The organism is Pseudomonas sp. E315 (assembly GCF_055406205.1).
In genome coordinates this window covers 57,907-75,640 of sequence record NZ_JBUZPJ010000011.1, presented here as the reverse complement: position 1 = coordinate 75,640, position 17,734 = coordinate 57,907, and the positions used below count along the sequence as shown (strand labels likewise).

The following is a 17,734-nucleotide window of genomic DNA, read 5'->3' as shown; positions in this document are numbered from 1 at the left end:
CGGCAGCTGCTACGGGTGTTCGGTGGTCGCGATGGGGGTGACCAAGCGCTCAGGTCGTGACCAGATCCACAGATTGCTCAGGCTCATGCAGCCAATAGCCAGGAACACTGGCCATCCATGATCAAGCGCATACAACATCACGCCAGCCGCTAACAGCATGCTGAGGGTGGCGCTGATTTTGGCTTTGCGCTGAATGATTTTGCCGTTGCGCCAGTTGTGCAGGATAGGGCCAAACAAGCGATGGTTTTCGAGCCAGGCGCTCAGGCGCGGAGAGCTTTTGGTGGCAGCCCAAGCCGCGAGCAGGATGAACTCGGTGGTGGGTAAGCCCGGCACCACGATGGCGATCAGGCCGATGCCCAAGCTGACGTAGGCCAACAGGGCGAACAGAACGCGGGCGATTTTCGACGAAGATTGGGTTTGGCGGGTCATAGGCTCAAGGCGCATAAAAAGATGCCCAGCCAGCGGGAGCTGGCTGGGCCAGTCAAGCTTAAGCCAGTTCTGGTTGTTTGACGTAAGTCTGTTCAAGCAGGAAGGTGAAACGGCTGAACGCATCGTTGGCCGCTTGCTCAAGTTGCGCGTCTTCCTCTGGGGTAAGTTCGACGGCGTCGAGCATTTCGATAAAGCTCTTCCAGTTGCGGCCACGGCCTTCGGCGGGCTCACCCATGTGGCGGGCGCCGTGGGTTTCGCTCAAGCCCAGCAAGCGGGCTTGCTTGATCAGCACGCCTGCGCCCAGTTTCGAGCCTTCAGACACAAAGACCCAACCCAGTGCTTGCGCTGTGTTCGGGTTTTGCACGGCGCCGGCGACAGGAGCGGGCAGTTCAACGCCAAGGTCGATCAGGTCAGCCTTGATCTGCTCTGCGCGGCAGCGCTCAGGCAGGTTGGGGATGTGCTGAGTCAGACGCGGGTCGGTGTGCAGTGCTGCCAGCTCAGTTAGAAACAGGTACTGAGCGGTCGCAAAGTGGGTGTAATTTTCGAGGCTGCCAAACGGATCGCGGCCCATCACTTTTTCGCCCAGCGTGTCGTGAGTCTCGCGGGTGGCCAAGGTTAGACGCTTGGAACGCTCGGATGGACGCGGTGCGGAGTCTGGAGTGGTCATGCAAATGTCCTTGAGAATGAGATGCGCTTGGTAACTAGACGAACAAGAAGACGCATCACAGTAAAAAATCCTCACTGCGCAGCATCAAAGTACTGCGCAGCAAGACTCAATATCAGATATCCCAGATCAGATTGACCGCAAAATTGCGACCCGGCTGGGTCAGGCGATCAAGGTTGGCCGGGTTAACAACAGCGGCTTCACCTACGCCGTCGTAGCTGCGTACGTCATCCCACAGCCAGTACTTTTTGTCGGTCAGGTTGTAGACACCAGCGCTGACGGTGACGTCCTGGGTGACTTTGTAGTAACCGCTCAAGTCCAGAATGCCGAACCCTGGGGTTTTGAACGCTTTGCCAGCAATATCGGGGGACTTGAACGAAGTTTCGTCCACACGGTTTTTGCTTTTGACCAGTGTCCAGCTCAGCAAACCACCATAGTTGTCCTGGTCGTAACCCAGGCCAAATACGCCACTCAACGGGTTAACGCTGTTGAGCGGTTTGCCAGTGTCATTGTTCTGGCCGTGGGCGTAAGCGATCGAGCCTTTGGTGTAGAGGCCTTGTGGTGCGCCAAACGCATCCAGTTGCAACTGCCCTTTAAGTTCTACGCCCTTGATGGTGGCGTGTTTGATGTTTTCGCTTTTGAATTTCTCAAGGGTATAGCCAGGGGTGATGTTGTCTTCGTCAATGAAGTCGCGGTATTTGTTGTAGAACACGGCGACATCGAACGACCCCTCATCAAAGTTGCCACGTAAGCCCGTCTCGTAGCTTTTGCTTTTTTCGGGTTCCAGATCCGGGTTGGGCTCAACCACATAACCTTGTTGCAGGTTTTCAAAGCGGCCATACAGTGCTTTGGCGGTTGGCGTGCGGAAACCTTCGGAGTATTGGCCATACCATGTGTAGTTGTCGTTGAACGAGTAGGTCATGCCCAGTTTGGGCGAGAGGCGGTGCCAAGTTTTTTTGTCGTCGTTAACGGGGTCTTTACCGTCTGGGTTTACAGCGCTCAAGAACTCTTGCGTGATGTGAGGGGTTAACTTTGTGTAGTCGTAGCGCAGGCCTGGCATGAAGGTCCACTGGTTCCAACTGATTTCATCTTGTGCAAACAGGCTGTAGGTGTTGATCGTCGGGTCCGGAAAGTCGCTGACTTTGGCGTAGGTGTCAGTGGTGTTGGTACTTGTTGCACCCACCGCAGCGCAGTCTTTGCCAACGGCGAGGCAAGTGCCTTTACCTGCACGCGAACCAGTGACTTTTTCGTGCTTGATGGTGGCACCGTAGGTCAAGAGGTGGTCGGTCTGGGCAATGGAGAACGCTTTGTCGAACTGAGTATCGAATACCCATTGTTGCTGTTTATAGAGCGTGTCACGGGTGCGGAAAACATCGCGGGATGCTTTGTAGTGTTCTGCGCTGCCTTGATCAGTTTTTGCAACCTGATAGTTCAAGCTCCACTTGCCGTGATCGGCCAGGGTGCTGTCGAGCACGAAGGTGTTTTCCAGACCGAAGCGTTCGCGGGTCACGTTGTCTGTGCCACTACGAGCACGGTACATGTTCGTTGGATTACCGTTTATGAAAATGCCGCCGACGACGCTTTTTTGATTAATGTCGCGTTTGTCATCGTACTTTTCATAGGTGAAGGCGAGTCGGTCATCGTCGTTGTAATTCCAGCCCGCCTTGGCCAGTACGTTGGTGGTTTTAACGTCTTCCGGGTTAGCCGCTGTGCGGGTCAAACCTGTGCCGCCGTGATCGCCATAAGATTCAGTTTCATGGCCATCGCGCCGACTCACATGCAGTAAGCCGTCAAACTGGTCGGCGCGGCCTGCAACGGTGGCAGACTTGAGCCAGCTGCGGTCGGCCGAGCTGTAGCCTGCCTTCAGGCGTGCGCCGGCATCTTGCCCCGGTTTGATGATGTCGTCGGGGTTGAGGGTGAAGTAGCTGACCGCACCGCCAATGGCACTGCTGCCGTACAGCACAGACGCCGGGCCGCGAAGAATCTCGACGCGTTTGACGATTTCGGGGTCAACGTAGTTGCGTTGGGTTTTGGCGTAAGGGCCGTTGAAGAAGGAGTTGGGAATTTCAACGCCATCAATTTGGGTCAGGATTCGGTTATCGTCGATACCGCGAATGTTGTACCCGCTGATGCCTCCGCGTTGCCCCGCGCCACCGACTGAAACGCCCGGCTCATAGCGCACCAGCTCTTTGATGGTGTTGACGTTCTGTCGGTCCAGTTCCTGACGATCATGAACGGTGATGGTGCTGGGCACTGAGTTCACGTCTTGCTCTTGGCGCGTGGCACTGATGGTTACTTGTTGCAGGGCAAGTGTGCCGCTGCTGATGCTGCGCTTTTCGAGAACGATGTTGTTGTTGCTCAGTTTGCGGTAGCCAAGGTTGGTGCCTATCAGCAAGCGATCCAGCGCTTTTTCAGGAGGCAGAGAGCCGTGTACACCAGGCGAGGACACGTTTTGCGCCAGTTCGGCGGGCAGGCCAACTTGCCAGCCTGTCACGCTGGTAAACGCGTTCAGGGCCGAAACCAGTGGCTGCTGGGAGATTGCAAACTTGTAATTACCCACAGTGCGGTTAGCCGGTTCTGCGTCGGTGGCGGCCATGACTGGCATGGCTTGAGCGCCCGCCAATAGCACGGCGACCGTCAACAATGACAACGTGCACTGCTGCAAACCGCCTGCTCGGACGTTGGAAGAAGACCGGCTGTTGAAACGTGTGGGCATTGATAGCGCTCCCTGGTGTGCGAATCTTATAGTTGCGAAGCTGACTCAAAATGCGAATCAGTTGCATTGACTACAACTAGACGAACGACCAAAGGCTATCGAGTAAAAAAACTTTTAATTAGTTGAGGATGACCAGCGCCGGGAATTCGGAGAGGCTGCTGGACGTGATGTTGGCCAGCGAACGCAGGATGTCCAGAGGCTGATCCAACCGATAGTTACCGGTCACCGCCACGTTTTCGAGCGTGTGGTTGTTATTGACGATCCAGCCAGGGTAATAGCGGCGGACTTCGTCCAGCACCTTGCCCATCGGGCAGTTCTCAAACACCAGACGCCCTTGAACCCAAGCAAGGTCAGTTTGCGCGTTGAGTTTTACAGGTTGGCCGAAGCCTTGAGGGCCAATGTTGACGCTGCTACCGGCAGACAAGCGCATTTGTGTGCCGATGCTGTTCATCCGCAAATCCACGTCTCCGCGTTGCACCCGTACTTGCGCTTCACCATTGAGGTAGCTAACGGCAAAGGCGGTGTCGCGCACACTGACGCGCACGGGGCCTGCATCCAGTACCAGTGGGCGTTCAAGATTGGCCGGAATTTCAAAAAAAGCTTCGCCTTGATACAAGCGTGCGCTGCTCTGGGCATTGACCAATTTGCTGGAAAACGCAGAGTTGGTGTTGAGTAGCACTTTTGAACCGTCTTCAAGTTGCAGGCGCTGACGTTCGCCCACTACGGTCAAGTGGTCGGCTTGCAGGCGCAGGGGAACATTGCTGTAACTGCCAACGGTAATAATCAGCACCGCAGCCGTTGCCACATGTTTCCAGTGTTGGCTCAAGCGGCGCAACAGGCTGGGGGAGCGCCGGGCTTGCAAGGTTTGAGCGGCGTCTATCAGTGGTTGGCCGTTCCAGACTGCGTAGGCTTTAGCGTAGGCTTGAGCGTGGGCCGGGTCGGCATTAAGCCAGGCATCAAAGTCCGCTTTTTGTGCTTCGCTAGGGCACTCAAGAATGATCAGCCAGTCCAGTGCTTGGCTCATGGCACTGTCTTGCAAGACGTCCTGTACCAGCTCAGGTCGAGGCAATTGATGAGGGTCCGTCACGGGTGTTCCTTGGCAGTATCTGGCACGTTTTTCTTCAAGGTCTTGTGATTCCAGGCACAGACTCTGCCAAATGAATCAGAACATTCCTACTGTTATTGCCGGACAAGGTTAAGGCTGATTTATCCGATCTGCTACCCCAATGCAGATTGCCATGATCAATTTCAGTTCTTTTTGAACCGTGCTCAACGACACGGCAAGCTCCTCGGCGATCTCTTGATAGCTACACCCATGCAAGCGACTAAGGATGAAAATTCGTTGTTGGCGGGCACTTAACTGACTCAGGCTCACGCTCAAACGCTCCAGTAGTTGTGCGGCTTGATGCGCGTCTTCGGGCGTGCTGAGCGGGGAGGCCACGCCTTCGATGACTTCCATCGGCACGTCGTCGACCACTGTGCGAGCCTGAATGCGTCGGGCGCGCAGGTGGTCGAGTGCTAAATTACGAGCGGTCTGGAACACAAAGGGTTCCAGGTGCTCAACAGTGCGTTCGCTCAAGGCACGGGTAACCCGCAGGTAAGTTTCCTGCAACAGATCCTCAGCGGTGCTGTGGTTATTAACCATTCGCTGCAACGTGCGCAGCAATGTCACTCGTTGAGTAAGGAAAACTTCATTGAAGCGGGACTGACTCACAGCGCTACCAGACCAATTTTCGAGCGAATGATAATGCTTATCATCTGTGCCTTTGGTCAAGCGCTGTTTTCAAAAGTCAGTTGCAGAAGCGAGGTAGATGCGCGGTTTGATGCCTGCCACAGGCAGGAGCAGCCTGCGTCGACGTCTACCTGCCATTGATTAAACGCGGCCCTTCAAATACGCGTTGTAGTCAGGAATGCGGTGCTCATGAGCCTGGCTCATGAGCGGGCTGCTGAGCAAATAGTCAGCGCTGCATTCATTACACGCCACCGGGATGTTCCACACGGCAGCGACTCGTAATAAGGCTTTGATGTCAGGGTCGTGAGGTTGGGGTTCAAAAGGGTCCCAGAAGAACACCAGCATATCGATTTGTTGCTCGGCGATGCGTGCGCCAACTTGCTGGTCACCGCCCAGAGGGCCGCTGATCATGCTTTCAATCGCCAGCCCCAAACGCTGGCTCAACAGCAAACCCGTGGTGCCGGTGGCGCACAGGTCGTGCTGACTGAGCGTCGATTTATGGCGCTCTGCCCAATCGAGCAAAAACCCTTTGCAGTGATCATGCGCCACCAAGGCGATACGCTTGCGCGCCGCCAGGGTGGTCGTGGTGAAGCTGATACCGATCATCGCGTTACTCCGCGTTGCACAGCGCCAGGCAGTTATCGAGCATGCGGTTGGAGAAGCCCCATTCATTGTCATACCACGCCAATACTTTGAGCAGTTTGCCGCTGACCTTGGTGTGGTTGGCGTCAAAAATAGATGACAGCGGGTTATGGTTGAAGTCGCTTGATACCAGCGGCAGGGTGTTATAACCCAGCACTTTGGAGTGTTGGCTGGCCTCTTTGAACAGCGCATTGACTTCAGCCGCAGTCGTTTCGCGTTTCAGCTCAATGGTCAGGTCTACTAGCGACACATTGATAACCGGAACGCGCACAGCCATGCCGGTCAACTTGCCCGCTAATTCAGGCAAAACCAGGCCCACAGCTTCAGCGGCGCCGGTTTTGCTTGGGATCATGTTTTGCGTGGCCGAGCGCGCACGGTATGGGTCGCTGTGGTAAACATCGGTCAGATTCTGGTCGTTGGTGTAGGCGTGAATGGTGGTCATCAAGCCGTTTTCAATGCCCAGTTCGCGGTGCAGAATTTGCGCCACCGGGGCCAGACAGTTGGTGGTGCACGATGCGCTGGAAATAATTTGATGCGACTGGCGCAGAATGTCGTGGTTAACGCCGTACACCACGGTAGCGTCGGCATTTTTACCCGGAGCAGAAATAATCACCTTGCGCGCGCCAGCGCTAATATGCGCTGCAGCTTTGCTACGTTCAGTGAACAAACCGGTGCATTCGAAGACCACGTCCACCTGCAATGCGGCCCACGGCAGTTCAGCCGGGTTGCGAATGGCGCTGACCGCAATACGGTCACCGTTGACGGTTAAGCTTTCGTGGTCATGCTCCACCGCGGCATCGAAAGTGCCGTGAACGGTGTCGTACTTGAGCAGATGAGCGTTGATCGAGCTGTCACCCAAATCGTTGATCGCGACGATCTGCAAGTCCTGGCGGTAGCCTTGGGTATACAGTGCGCGCAGGACGTTACGGCCGATTCGGCCAAAACCATTGATTGCGATTCGTAGAGTCATTGAAAGCGCCTGCCATCGATTTGTTGTTGGAATTACAAGATTATTCGCATAGAAATAGAAAACAAGCCATTTAAGTGGCAATATTTTGTTTTATCTACAACGAGTGACCTGAATCAACGGGTCCGAATGATCGAAGTCGCAGGTTCGGGTCTTCGATCAGCATAGGACAAGCACAGGTCGCCACATCCGTTAGCCTGGAGTTCAACACATGCATCCCCGCGTTCTTGAAGTCACCGAGCGTCTTATTGCCCGCAGTCGAGCGACCCGCGAGGCGTACCTGGCGCTTATTCGCGGTGCCGCCAGTGATGGTCCGCAACGCGGCAAGCTGCAATGTGCCAATTTCGCCCACGGCGTGGCAGGGTGCGGGACGGAGGATAAAAACAGTCTGCGGATGATGAACGCGGCCAACGTGGCCATTGTTTCGTCCTATAACGACATGTTGTCGGCGCATCAGCCTTACGAGCACTTTCCGGAGCAGATCAAACAAGCACTGCGCGACATCGGTTCAGTGGGCCAGTTTGCGGGCGGCACACCGGCCATGTGCGATGGCGTGACCCAAGGCGAAGCCGGGATGGAGTTGAGCCTGCTCAGCCGTGAAGTCATTGCCTTGTCGACAGCGGTAGCGCTGTCACACAACATGTTTGATGCGGCATTGATGTTGGGTATTTGCGACAAAATCGTGCCGGGCTTGTTGATGGGCGCTCTACGTTTTGGCCATCTGCCGACGATTTTCGTACCGGGCGGCCCTATGCCGTCGGGTATTTCCAACAAAGAAAAAGCCGACGTTCGTCAGCGCTACGCGGAGGGCAAAGCCAGCCGCGAAGAGCTGCTGGAGTCGGAGATGAAGTCTTATCACAGCCCCGGCACCTGCACGTTTTATGGCACCGCCAACACCAATCAACTGTTGATGGAGGTCATGGGCCTGCATTTGCCTGGCGCTTCTTTTGTGAATCCTTACACGCCCTTGCGTGATGCGCTGACTCGCGAAGCTGCTCAGCAGGTGACCCGTCTGACCAAGCAAAACGGCGATTTCATGCCGTTGGGCGAGATTGTTGATGAGCGCTCACTGGTTAACTCCATCGTCGCTTTGCACGCCACCGGTGGCTCAACCAACCACACCTTGCACATGCCTGCGATTGCACAGGCGGCGGGTATTCTGTTGACCTGGCAAGACATGGCTGACTTATCTGAGGTGGTGCCGACCCTGTCTCACGTTTACCCCAACGGTAAAGCAGACATTAACCACTTTCAGGCGGCTGGGGGCATGGCCTTTTTGATTCGTGAACTGCTCAACGCGGGCTTGCTTCACGAAAACGTGAACACGGTGGCGGGCTTTGGCTTAAGCCGTTATACCCGCGAGCCCTTCCTGGTTGAGGGCAATCTGGTGTGGCGTGAAGGCCCGACTGAAAGTCTTGATGAGTCCATCTTGCGCCCAGTCGCCCGCGCGTTTTCGGCAGAAGGCGGGTTGCGGGTCATGGAAGGCAACCTTGGGCGCGGGGTGATGAAAGTGTCGGCGGTCGCCCCGGAACATCAAATTGTTGAAGCCCCGGCGCGGGTGTTCCAAGACCAGCAGCAATTGGCTGATGCCTTTAAGGCCGGCGAGCTGGAGCACGATTTTGTAGCGGTGATGCGCTTTCAAGGGCCGCGCTCAAACGGTATGCCTGAGCTACACAAGATGACGCCTTTTCTTGGTGTATTACAGGACCGAGGCTTCAAGGTGGCGTTGATTACGGACGGGCGCATGTCTGGTGCCTCGGGTAAAATTCCGGCCGCGATCCATGTCAGCCCCGAGGCGTCAGTGGGCGGTGCGCTGGCGCGGGTTCAGGATGGCGACATGATTCGTGTTGACGGCGTCAAAGGCGTTTTGCAACTGTTGGTGGATGAGGCAGAGTTTGCCGCACGCACCCCGGCGGTCGGCACGTTGAGTAACGCAGTGGGCACTGGACGTGAGCTGTTTGCGTTTATGCGTCAGGCGTTCAGTTCAGCCGAGCAGGGAGCTAGCACCTTCACCTCATCGTTGGAAAACTTGAAATGAAACTCGCCCTCGTCGGTGATATTGGCGGTACCAATGCTCGTTTTGCCTTGTGGGAAAACGAGCAGCTGAGTTCAGTCTGCGTGTTGGCCACGGCCGACTACGCCAGCCCGGAGGAGGCGATCAAGGTCTACCTGAAGGGGCTGGATCTGACCTTGGGGGCGGTGGGGGCTGTGTGTTTGTCTGTGGCCGGGCCTGTGGGCGGAGATGAATTTCGCTTTACCAATAATCACTGGCGCCTGAGCCGATCAGCCTTTTGCCAAACCTTGTTAATTGATCACTTGCTGTTGATCAATGACTTCAGCGCAATGGCGTTAGGCATGACCCGTTTGCAGCCTGAAGACGTGCGTCAGGTATGCCCCGGCATTGCTGATCCAGCGCGCCCGGCAGTTGTAATCGGGCCGGGCACGGGGCTTGGGGTGGGGACTTTGCTTAACCTCGGCGATGGGCAGTGGATGGCTTTGCCGGGGGAGGGCGGGCATGTTGACCTGCCCATGAGCAACCCGCGTGAGGTGCAGTTGTGGCAACACATCTACAACGAAATCGGGCATGTCAGCGCTGAAAGCATTTTGAGCGGCAGTGGTTTGCCGCGGGTTTATCGAGCGATCTGCGCGGTCGATGGTCACACGCCAGTGATCGACAGTGATCGCGCGATCACGGCCGCTGCTCTGGCGGGTGAGCCTGTGGCGCTGCAAGTGCTGGAGCAATTCAGTTGCTGGCTGGGGCGGGTCGCGGGTAATAACGTGCTGACTGTCGGCGGGCGTGGCGGGGTGTACATTGTGGGCGGCGTGATACCGCGCTTTGCCGAGATATTCTTAAACAGTGGCTTTGCGCGCAGCTTCGCTGACAAAGGCTGTATGAGTGACTACCTCAAAGGCATCCCGGTGTGGCTGGTGACCGCGCCTTATCCGGGGTTGATCGGCGCGGGCGTTGCGTTGCAGCAAGCGTTTGGGTGAAGCATTTTGGTCGCTTGCAGGCGTCGAGCTTGCTTGCGATAGCGTTTGCTCGGCTTGTCTGAATTACCCCTGTGAAGCTATCGCGTGCAAGCTCGCTCCTACAAGGGCTGGTTTAGCCCATAACAATAAGGAACATCGCTGTGAGCGCACTCGGCAAGTCTATTTTGCTGGTCGATGATGATCAGGAAATTCGAGACCTTCTCGATATTTACCTCAGCCGTGCCGGTTTTCAGGTGCGTGCTGTGGCCGATGGTGCAGGCTTTCGTCGAGCGCTGGATGAGATGCCGAGCGATTTGTTGATTCTGGATGTAATGCTTCCCGATGAAGATGGCTTCAGCCTGTGTCGTTGGGTGCGTCAGCACCCGCGCCTGGCGCAGATCCCCATCATCATGCTCACCGCCAGTTCAGATGAAACAGATCGGGTGATTGGTCTGGAACTGGGCGCTGATGATTACCTTGGCAAACCCTTCAGCCCTCGTGAGCTGCAAGCGCGTATCAAAGCGTTATTGCGTCGCGCGCAGTTTTCCAATGCAAGCGTGGCCAACGAAATCATGGCCTTTGAAGACTGGCGCCTCAATACCGTGACCCATCGGCTGTTTCATACCGATGGTGAAGAGGTGATTTTGTCGGGAGCAGACTTCGCCTTGCTCAAGTTGTTTCTGGATCATCCGCAACACATCCTTGATCGCGACACCATTGGCAATGCGACGCGTGGGCGAGAGTTGATGCCGCTTGATCGAATCGTCGACATGGCCGTCAGTCGTTTGCGCCAGCGCCTGCGTGATACCGACAAACCGCCCAAACTCATTCGCACCATTCGCGGTAGCGGCTATCAACTGGCAGCCCAGGTCACCACAGGTTATGGCCTTTAAACCGCGGCGTAAGCTGCGCCTGCCGCGCTCATTGTTGGGGCGCATGTTGTTGTTGACCTTGTTGGCCATTGTGTTGGCTCAAACCTTGTCCAGCGTGATCTGGTTATCCCAATTGCGTACTACGCAGCTTGAGGGCCTGGTGGCCAGTGCCCGCAGCATGGCGCACTCAATGAATGCCACGGTCAGTTATTTGCGATCGTTGCCGTTGGCCTACCGCCCGCTGGTGCTTGATCAACTGCGAAGCATGGGCGGTACGCGGTTTGTGGTAAGCCTCAATGACAAACCGCTAGATATGCAGGTGCTGGCGCCCACGCAGCGCAAACAGGCTGTACTGGACGCCGTGGATCAAGTGTTGCGCCATGCGTTGGGGCCTGATGTAGACATGTCGGTCAAGTTTGTCAGCCCAAAGGACTTACGCATTTTCAACGCCGGTTTGAAGCTTGATGAGCTGCCGCGTTCCTGGGCGCATTTCGCATTGACCCTGGAGCCTGTCGATCCGCCTGTTTTAGTCACTCAAATCCAGATGGTGCCGGGTGAGTGGTTGTACATCGCCTCTTTGCTGCCTCAGCCTTACACCAGCCTTGAAGAAGAAGGTCTACCCGCGCTGCAACTGTGGTTTATCGGGCTCAGCAGCGGTTTTTTGTTGCTGTTTATCGGCGTATTGGTGCATTGGCAAAGCCGTCCGCTCAAGCGTTTGGCGAGGGCTGCGAGTGACATGTCATTGGGTGAAGGTGAGGTTGAGCCGGTCGAAATCTCTGGTGGCAGTGAAGTGGTTGAGGTGGGGCGAGCGCTTAATGCCATGCGCACTCGCATCAGTCGTTACTTGACCGAACGCAGTCAATTATTCAGCGCGATCTCACATGATTTGCGCACGCCCATCACCCGCTTGCGGTTACGCGTTGAGTTGCTCGAAGACGAGCAGTTGCAACACACGTTTGGCCGCGATCTGGACGAGCTGGAGCTATTGGTTAAAGGCGCATTGCAGTGCGTGAAAGACACCGATATTCACGAAAATATTGAGCCGTTGGACCTCAATCAATTACTTGACTGTTTGATCGAGCCTTACTTGCTCCCGCAGGGCAACGGCCGCGTGACCTTGCAGGGGCAAGCGCGGTTGCCCTATTCAGGTAAGGCGCTGGCGCTGCGACGCTGCATGGGTAATTTGATCGACAATGCGCTCAAGTACGGTAACAAAGCCCACTTAAGCATTGAAGACCACCCACACGTGTTCGTGCTGATGGTCGACGATGAAGGCCCCGGTGTGCCTGCGCAACGTTTGGAACAAGTGTTTGAACCTCACTTTCGGTTGGCCGGGCAGCAGCAAGGCTACGGCCTGGGGCTTGGGATTGCGCGCAACATTGCTCACAGTCATGGTGGCGAAGTCAGCCTGCAAAACCTGCGCGCTGGCGGCCTGAGGGTCATTTTGCGCTTGCCGCGAAATGCCGACTGATCGACAGGCTCGCTTGTTCAGCACTGATGGGCAGTAAGAGTTCTTGATCTGGTTTTGGCGCCTCCTGGATCGGTGGTTTTAGCCCTTGGGGCTTATTCATTGCCGCCTTGATACGGTTTTCGCGTACGCGGGTACTGGTCTGGCTAAAGTGCTGCTGGAGCTTTTCCATGGCCACGTCATAAGGTTCGCTGCACAGGGTTAATTGGCGTTCACGCTCTTGCAGCGCCAATTGCTTGGCCTGCTCATCACCATAGCGATCAATGCGAAAGCTTTTGCTCAGGTTGTAACCGTGAATACGGGTTGTGGCACGCCAGTATTGGATGTTGTTGGATTGAACGCGATACACCCCCGGGTGACCGCTGGTGTTGTGCGGCATAAGGCGCTGGCGATTTTCATAGGTAAACGACACCGGCATTTTCAATACCAGTTTGTTACGCATGGCTTCGGCCTCATTCAGCGCCTCAACCTCACCTCCGTACTCGGCGAATTCAAAAAGGTGAATGTGTAATTTACCTGCACGTTGAATATCAACTTTCCATGCGTAGCGTTGACCAGCCTGATTTCTCAGGGCGTAAATGAAGCAGTGATTTTGGGTCGCTGATGTATTTCCAGGCATGTTTAACATCTCCTGATGGGTGTCGGCATCCGTTCTTTTATCGTGTCGATGGGCAGCAGAGTCGCTGAAGTTTTTTGCCTGTACAACGTGGGAAAACGACTTCGGGATGCGTCCTACAAGCAATACGGAAATCGCCTTACAGGCCTACAAATCTTGTTCCTGGAAGGATTCGGATGGCACAAACAAACAGAGGCGAAAGGTCTGTTTAGACTCGGTAGGGTTGAAGCTGTATGTCACTGCATGGTGACATTTGGGCATCCGTTCGTTACGTGAGCGCTTTGTCCGGTGGCTACACTCTTTAGCAGCGCAAGCAAAAGACTTGCACAGCCATAACAACAAGAAAGGTCATCACATGAATACATTCAGTCGCCTCGCCCTTGTCGTTTCTCTCGCTTCGTTATTGCCCCTGAACACCTATGCAGCCGATGCTTCCCAGCCCAAAGGCACGGTCGAAGTGGTGCATTGGTGGACCTCAGGTGGTGAAGCCAAGGCGGTCGATGTGCTTAAAAAGCTGATCGAAAAAGACGGTTTCACGTGGCAAGACAGTGCAGTGGCTGGCGGTGGCGGGGCGGCGGCGATGACCGTGCTTAAAACCCGCGCCGTATCAGGTAACCCGCCGTCAGCTGCACAAATTAAAGGCCCTGATCTGCAGGACTGGGGTGCTTTGGGGTTGCTGACCAACCTCGATGAAGTTTCCAAAGCCAATAATTGGGACACGCTACTGTCTAAAACCGTTTCCGACACCATGAAGGTTGATGGTCATTACGTGGCGGTGCCGGTGAATATTCATCGTGTGAACTGGCTGTGGATCAACCCTGAAGTATTTAAAAAAGCGGGCATTGAAAAAGCGCCGACAACCCTTGATGAACTGTACGCCGCAGGTGACAAACTCAAGGCCGCAGGTTTTATCCCGCTGGCCCACGGGGGGCAGCCTTGGCAAGACAGCACTGTGTTTGAAGATTTGGTGCTCAGCATCATGGGCGCAGAAGGTTACAAAAAGGCCTTGGTTGAGCTGGATGAAAGCGCGTTGACCAGCGAGCAAATGACTCAGGTGTTCACTGCGTTGAAGAAGCTTCAGGGCTACATGGACCCTAATGGCACAGGTCAGGACTGGAACCTGGAAGCGGCCAAGGTGATTAACGGCAAGGCCGGCATGCAAATCATGGGTGACTGGGCGAAAAGCGAATGGACAGCCGCTGGCAAAAAGGCTGGCACTGACTATGAGTGTGTGCCATTCCCCGGCACTCAGGGCAGTTTTACCTACAACATCGACTCGTTGGCGATGTTCAAACTGTCAGCCAAAAACAACACACCCGCCAATATCGCGGCACAAAACGACTTGGCCAAAGTCGCGCTTGAACCTGATTTCCAATACGTGTTCAACCAGAACAAAGGCTCGATCCCGGTACGCAACGACCTGGACATGACCAAGTTCGACAGCTGCGGTCAAGCATCGGCTAAAGATTTCGCTGCCGCCGACAAAGCAGGCAAGTTGGAGCCGAGCATGGCCCACAACATGGCAACGTCGTTGGCGGTGCAAGGCGCGATTTTCGATACGGTCAGCAACTTTATGAGCGACAAGAATGCTGACCCCGCCAAGGCGGGCAAGCAACTGGCATCAGCTATTAAAGCGGCTCAGTAACTCGCGCCCTGACTTCAACCTGCCGCGTTCGCGCGCGGCGCTCCTCACTCTGGGGTGTAAGGCATTGGCGCCCGCTGATGCCTGCATGCCCTCACGGGACAATTTCCATGAGCTCTGTGGCTGTGTTCAGCAAAGCTTCGCCTTTTGACACGCTTCAACGCTGGTTACCCAAGTTGGTTTTGGCACCGAGCATGTTGATCGTGTTAGTGGGCTTTTATGGCTACATTTTTTGGACCTTTGTGCTTTCGTTCACCAACTCCAGCTTTATGCCCAGTTATAAATGGGTGGGCTTACAACAATACGCCCGCTTGATGGAGAACGACCGTTGGTGGGTCGCCAGTAAAAACCTGTTTGTGTTCGGCGGCATGTTTATCGCAATCAGCTTGGGGATTGGCGTACTTTTGGCCGTTTTGCTCGATCAGCGCATTCGCAAAGAGGGCTTCATTCGCACGATTTACCTGTACCCGATGGCACTCTCGATGATCGTCACCGGGACGGCTTGGAAGTGGCTGCTTAACCCCGGCCTTGGCCTGGACAAAATGCTTCGCGATTGGGGTTGGGAAGGGTTCAGGTTTGACTGGCTTCTGGACCAGGATCGCGTGGTGTATTGCTTGGTGATCGCGGCCGTGTGGCAAGCCTCGGGGTTTGTCATGGCGATGTTTTTGGCGGGCTTGCGCGGGGTTGATCAATCCATCATTCGCGCGGCTCAAGTGGACGGTGCAAGTTTGCCCACCATTTATCTGCGTATTGTTTTGCCTAGCCTGCGTCCGGTGTTTTTCAGCGCGTTCATGATTCTGGCGCACATTGCGATCAAGAGCTTCGATCTGGTGTCTGCAATGACCGCTGGCGGGCCGGGTTATTCCTCAGATTTGCCCGCCATGTTTATGTACTCCTTTACTTTTAGCCGTGGGCAAATGGGCATTGGTTCGGCCAGCGCGATCATGATGTTGGGGGCGATATTGGCCATTTTGGTGCCCTATCTGTACTCCGAGCTGAGGAACAAACGCCATGATTAACACCCAGCGTTTTACCTTCAGTCGTCTGGCGATTTACGCCACGTTGATCCTGGCCGCAGCGGTCTACCTGATTCCGCTGGTCGTGATGCTGTTGACCAGTTTTAAAAGCCCCGAAGACATTCGCACTGGTAATTTGTTGAGCTGGCCGCAGGTGATTGATGGCATTGGTTGGATCAAGGCGTGGGACACCGTGGGTGGGTTTTTCTGGAACTCGGTAAAAATCACAGTGCCCGCCGTGTTGATCTCCACCTTTATCGGGGCCATGAACGGCTACGTGTTGTCGATGTGGCGTTTTCGCGGTTCGCAGCTGTTTTTTGGCTTGCTGCTGTTTGGCTGTTTTTTGCCGTTTCAAACCGTTTTGCTGCCGGCCTCTTTCACCATCGGCAAGCTGGGGCTGGCTAATACCACCACTGGGTTGGTGCTGGTGCATGTGGTGTATGGGCTAGCTTTTACGACGCTGTTTTTCCGTAATTACTACGTGAGCATTCCAGATGCGCTGGTCAAAGCGGCCCGCTTGGATGGGGCGGGTTTTTTCACCATTTTCGGGCGCATCTTGCTGCCAATGTCGGTGCCGATTGTGATGGTTTGCCTGATCTGGCAGTTCACTCAAATCTGGAATGACTTTTTGTTTGGCGTGGTGTTTGCCAGTGGTGATGCGCAACCTATCACTGTGGCCCTGAACAATCTGGTCAATACCAGCACCGGGGCCAAGGAATATAACGTCGATATGGCCGCTGCCATGATCGCCGGGCTTCCGACGCTGCTGGTCTACATCTTTGCGGGCAAGTATTTCCTGCGCGGGCTCACCTCCGGCGCGGTCAAGGGGTAACGCATGGCAACTCTCGAACTACGTAACGTCAATAAAACCTACGGCAAGGGTTTGCCCGACACGCTTAAAAACATTGAGCTGAAAATTGAAGACGGCGAGTTTTTGATTCTGGTGGGGCCTTCGGGCTGCGGTAAGTCCACGTTGATGAACTGTATTGCAGGCCTTGAGAGCATCAGTGGCGGGTCGATTTTGGTAGACGATGCCGATATCAGTGGCATGAGCCCCAAAGACCGTGACATCGCCATGGTGTTTCAGTCTTACGCGCTGTACCCGACCATGAATGTGCGCGACAACATTGCCTTTGGTCTCAAGATTCGAAAAATGAGCGCGCAGGCCATTGATGAAGAAGTCGCCCGGGTCGCCAAGTTATTGCAAATCGAACATTTATTGACGCGCAAACCCGGTCAGTTGTCGGGTGGTCAGCAGCAGCGGGTAGCGATGGGGCGGGCGCTGGCGCGGCGACCGAAGATTTATCTGTTTGATGAGCCACTCTCCAACCTCGACGCCAAGCTTCGGGTTGAAATGCGCACCGAAATGAAACTGATGCACCAGCGCCTGAAAACCACCACCGTTTACGTCACCCATGACCAGATCGAGGCCATGACACTGGGTGACAAAGTGGCGGTCATGAAAGACGGGATCATTCAGCAGTTCGGCACGCCCAAGCAGATTTACAACAATCCGGCCAACCTGTTTGTGGCGAGCTTTATTGGCTCGCCACCGATGAACTTCATTCCTTTGCGCTTGCAGCGTCAGGAGGGACGGCTGCTGGCGTTGCTCGACAGCGGGCAAGCACGTTGTGAGCTGCCTTTGGGCTTGCAGCAGCCGGGGCTGGAAGACCGTGATGTCATTTTGGGTATTCGCCCAGAGCAAATCACCTTGGCGCCCAATGAGCCCAATGGCATGCCCACCATCCGTGCCGAGGTGCAAGTGGTTGAGCCTACGGGCCCGGACACACTGGTGTTTATCAACCTCAACGCCAGCAAAGTGTGCTGCCGATTGGCACCCGATGAAGCGCCGCAGGTAGGTCAAAGCCTCACCGTGCAGTTTGATCCAGCTAAAGTGCTACTGTTTGATGCAAATACGGGCGAGCGTTTAGGGGCGATAACTTCGCCTCAGACGCAAGACCGGGCGGATAACGTGGCGCATTTCAAGGGTCGTTAACTGT

The 17,734-nt window shown here is 55.3% G+C and carries 16 protein-coding genes; 8 read left to right on the top strand and 8 right to left on the bottom strand.

Translation table 11 applies throughout. From position 1 onward, the window contains the following. Nucleotides 1–9 precede the first annotated feature (9 nt). The 7 genes from ACZRJQ_RS15945 to gap all read right to left on the bottom strand — a co-directional run bounded on the left by ACZRJQ_RS15945 (nucleotide 10) and on the right by gap (nucleotide 7,153). Nucleotides 10–429: a YbaN family protein gene (locus ACZRJQ_RS15945; protein ID WP_463979374.1), complete on the bottom strand. Its 420-nt coding sequence runs from the start codon at nucleotides 427–429 to the stop codon at nucleotides 10–12. 58 nt (nucleotides 430–487) lie between these two features. Further along, nucleotides 488–1,096, bottom strand: a complete 609-nt coding sequence (locus tag ACZRJQ_RS15940; protein WP_463979287.1) for a biliverdin-producing heme oxygenase — start codon at nucleotides 1,094–1,096, stop codon at nucleotides 488–490. 112 nt (nucleotides 1,097–1,208) lie between these two features. Continuing rightward, on the bottom strand, nucleotides 1,209–3,809 hold the full coding sequence (locus ACZRJQ_RS15935) for a TonB-dependent receptor (protein WP_463979286.1): 2,601 nt from the start codon (nucleotides 3,807–3,809) through the stop codon (nucleotides 1,209–1,211). Between the two features lie 118 nt (nucleotides 3,810–3,927). Beyond that, nucleotides 3,928–4,896, bottom strand: coding sequence for a FecR family protein (locus ACZRJQ_RS15930; protein ID WP_463979285.1), 969 nt, complete (start codon nucleotides 4,894–4,896; stop codon nucleotides 3,928–3,930). Nucleotides 4,897–5,004: 108 nt separating this feature from the next. Then, nucleotides 5,005–5,523, bottom strand: a complete 519-nt coding sequence (locus tag ACZRJQ_RS15925; RefSeq protein ID WP_463979284.1) for an RNA polymerase sigma factor — start codon at nucleotides 5,521–5,523, stop codon at nucleotides 5,005–5,007. 159 nt (nucleotides 5,524–5,682) lie between these two features. After that, nucleotides 5,683–6,147 (bottom strand): methylglyoxal synthase, encoded by a 465-nt coding sequence (locus ACZRJQ_RS15920; protein WP_463979283.1) that lies wholly within the window; start codon nucleotides 6,145–6,147, stop codon nucleotides 5,683–5,685. A gap of 4 nt (nucleotides 6,148–6,151) precedes the next feature. Continuing rightward, on the bottom strand, nucleotides 6,152–7,153 hold the full coding sequence (gap, locus tag ACZRJQ_RS15915) for a type I glyceraldehyde-3-phosphate dehydrogenase (RefSeq protein WP_463979282.1): 1,002 nt from the start codon (nucleotides 7,151–7,153) through the stop codon (nucleotides 6,152–6,154). A gap of 208 nt (nucleotides 7,154–7,361) precedes the next feature. On the opposite strand from gap, the gene edd reads away from it, so the two are divergent. From edd to ACZRJQ_RS15895, 4 genes are all read left to right on the top strand, one after another. Next, the gene (gene edd, locus ACZRJQ_RS15910; RefSeq protein ID WP_463979281.1) at nucleotides 7,362–9,188 is read left to right on the top strand and encodes a phosphogluconate dehydratase; all 1,827 of its coding nucleotides are present in this window, start codon (nucleotides 7,362–7,364) and stop codon (nucleotides 9,186–9,188) included. Beyond that, on the top strand, nucleotides 9,185–10,141 hold the full coding sequence (locus tag ACZRJQ_RS15905; protein WP_463979280.1) for a glucokinase: 957 nt from the start codon (nucleotides 9,185–9,187) through the stop codon (nucleotides 10,139–10,141). Before edd ends, ACZRJQ_RS15905 begins: the two co-directional genes overlap by 4 nt. A 140-nt stretch (nucleotides 10,142–10,281) precedes the next feature. After that, complete coding sequence (locus tag ACZRJQ_RS15900) at nucleotides 10,282–11,013, top strand: response regulator (protein WP_463979279.1); 732 nt, start codon at nucleotides 10,282–10,284, stop codon at nucleotides 11,011–11,013. Continuing rightward, entirely contained in the window at nucleotides 11,003–12,463 is a 1,461-nt protein-coding gene (locus ACZRJQ_RS15895; RefSeq protein ID WP_463979278.1) for an ATP-binding protein, read from the top strand. The genes ACZRJQ_RS15900 and ACZRJQ_RS15895 overlap by 11 nt, the downstream gene beginning before the upstream one ends. On the opposite strand, the gene ACZRJQ_RS15890 is transcribed toward ACZRJQ_RS15895, so the two are convergent. After that, nucleotides 12,432–13,079, bottom strand: coding sequence for an AP2 domain-containing protein (locus ACZRJQ_RS15890; protein WP_463979277.1), 648 nt, complete (start codon nucleotides 13,077–13,079; stop codon nucleotides 12,432–12,434). The genes ACZRJQ_RS15895 and ACZRJQ_RS15890 overlap by 32 nt on opposite strands. Before the next feature lie 352 nt (nucleotides 13,080–13,431). On the opposite strand from ACZRJQ_RS15890, the gene ACZRJQ_RS15885 reads away from it, so the two are divergent. The 4 genes from ACZRJQ_RS15885 (at nucleotide 13,432) to ACZRJQ_RS15870 (ending at nucleotide 17,730) form a co-directional block, all read left to right on the top strand. Further along, nucleotides 13,432–14,721, top strand: coding sequence for an ABC transporter substrate-binding protein (locus ACZRJQ_RS15885; RefSeq protein ID WP_463979276.1), 1,290 nt, complete (start codon nucleotides 13,432–13,434; stop codon nucleotides 14,719–14,721). Nucleotides 14,722–14,828: 107 nt separating this feature from the next. After that, nucleotides 14,829–15,737, top strand: a complete 909-nt coding sequence (locus ACZRJQ_RS15880; protein WP_463979275.1) for a carbohydrate ABC transporter permease — start codon at nucleotides 14,829–14,831, stop codon at nucleotides 15,735–15,737. Next, nucleotides 15,730–16,566: a carbohydrate ABC transporter permease gene (locus ACZRJQ_RS15875; protein WP_463979274.1), complete on the top strand. Its 837-nt coding sequence runs from the start codon at nucleotides 15,730–15,732 to the stop codon at nucleotides 16,564–16,566. The genes ACZRJQ_RS15880 and ACZRJQ_RS15875 overlap by 8 nt, the downstream gene beginning before the upstream one ends. 3 nt (nucleotides 16,567–16,569) lie before the next feature. Next, nucleotides 16,570–17,730, top strand: coding sequence for an ABC transporter ATP-binding protein (locus tag ACZRJQ_RS15870; RefSeq protein WP_463979273.1), 1,161 nt, complete (start codon nucleotides 16,570–16,572; stop codon nucleotides 17,728–17,730). Nucleotides 17,731–17,734: the final 4 nt, after the last annotated feature.